Source organism: Curtobacterium sp. B18 (genome assembly GCF_000333375.1).
GTDB lineage: Bacteria > Actinomycetota > Actinomycetes > Actinomycetales > Microbacteriaceae > Curtobacterium.
On the sequence record NZ_BACZ01000319.1, the window covers coordinates 1 to 1,587 of the forward strand.

Consider the following 1,587-nt stretch of genomic DNA (forward strand, 5'->3'; position numbering starts at 1 on the left):
GCCGCGAACCGGATGACATCGCCGAGCGATCGCTTGCCGAGCCGCTCGAGCGTCGGCGGGAGGAACGTGCCGACGACGACCACGAGCAGCAGGACGGCGATCGCGGCCGGCGCTGGGTGTCCCTCGACCTGTACTGTGCGTGGGGCACTCGACAGCAGGTTGCCCGCGTCGTCGATCCAGTGCCCGTCGCCGTCCGTCCCGCCGTACTCCGCCGCGGCGGACCACATCGTGAGCGTCGGGTACGACAGGAGCGCGACGACTCCGATCAGCACGAGGCCCCATGCCCGCGGTCGCAGCTTCCGTCCGGCGTGCGCCATCACCGGTGCGGTCTGCATGTGCTCCCCCATGTGCGAGACCGGAGCACCGCGGTCGACGCTCACGGCGCGCCCTCGAGACGCTGGATCGACCACGAGACGTCGCCGATCGTGACGGGGTGCACGTCGCCGTGCGCGACGGCCCAGAACACCCACTGCCATTGCACGATGAACAGCACCCACACCAGCATGGTCACCCCGACCACCCCGGTCAGACCGAGTGCGAGCACGCGGTCCTGGTCCCACCGTGCGGCTCCCCGTCGAGCGACCCCGACGACGAAGCCGCCGACCGCGAAGCCGACGGTGAGGAGCACCCACCCGATCCACGGCCGGGCTTCGAACTGCACGAAGCCGAGTTCGTGCGTGTCCGTGCTGCCCGGCAGCCGCGGGTCGGCGGACCAGTTCTGTCCGAGGACCTGCAGGAACAGGCACAGCAGTGTGATCCAGATGAGTTTGCGGGCGTCCTTCGTGAAGAGCGACTCGCGCGCTCCGGGTTCCGCGACGGACGTGGTCATGCTCGAACGGTAGCGCGGCGCCGGACGTCACAGAAGCGCCCATCCGAGGGTCGCCCCGAATCCGGCCACCTCGGACCCGCGCGGATGTGGCGGCGCCGACCCGCGCCTCCCGAACGTGGTTCGTGAGCAGAAGTGGTCGGGTCCGACGACGGGACCCGACCATTTCTGCTCACGAAGCGCACATCGCGGCGCGCACACGCACGCACGCGCACGCCGCTAGTGCAGGTGGCGCTCCGCCGCCTCGACGACGTTCTTCATGAGCATCGCGCGGGTCATCGGGCCGACGCCACCGGGCGTCGGCGACAGGAAGCCCGCGACCGAGGCGACCTCGGGGTCGACGTCGCCGCGCAGCTTGGCCTTGCCCGTCTCCGGCGACACCACGCGGCTGATGCCGACGTCGATGACCGCCGCACCCGGCTGCACCCAGTCGGGTTTGACGAGTCCGGCGACCCCGGCCGCCGCGACGATGATGTCGGCTCGGCGGCACTCGGCGGCGACGTCCTCGGTGAGCGAGTGCGTCAGCGTCGCGGTGGCCTCGAGCCGGGTGAGCAGCAGGCCGAGCGGACGACCGACCGTCAGCCCCTGCCCGATGATCGTGACGTGCTGCCTGACGTCACCGACGAGGGCATTGCCGCCGGCGTCGCGGACGGCCTGCGCCTTCTCGTCGGTGCGGACGAGGGCGGTGACCTCGTGCCCGTGGGCGACGAGTGCGCGGAGGACCGAGGAACCGATGTAGCCGGACGCGCCGGTGAGGAAGA

Annotated in this window: 2 protein-coding genes and 1 pseudogene; all 3 read right to left on the minus strand. The window is 71.2% G+C overall.

Features of this window, described 5'->3' with window-relative positions; all coding sequences use genetic code 11:
- Positions 1-380 (minus strand): annotated as a pseudogene (locus tag I5E_RS08825) (hypothetical protein); the annotation flags it as partial.
- Positions 377-829, minus strand: a complete 453-nt coding sequence (locus tag I5E_RS08830) for a hypothetical protein (RefSeq protein WP_022906657.1) — start codon at positions 827-829, stop codon at positions 377-379. The pseudogene I5E_RS08825 and the gene I5E_RS08830, both read right to left, overlap by 4 nt.
- 216 nt (positions 830-1,045) lie before the next feature.
- Positions 1,046-1,587 (minus strand): NmrA family NAD(P)-binding protein (locus tag I5E_RS08835; RefSeq protein WP_022906658.1); only part of this gene is annotated, 542 nt, incomplete at its 5' end.

Coding starts and splice junctions, on each gene's coding strand:
- I5E_RS08830 (WP_022906657.1), bottom strand. CDS start 829: ATGACCACGTCCGTCGCGGAACCCGGAGCGCGCGAGTCGCTCTTCACG.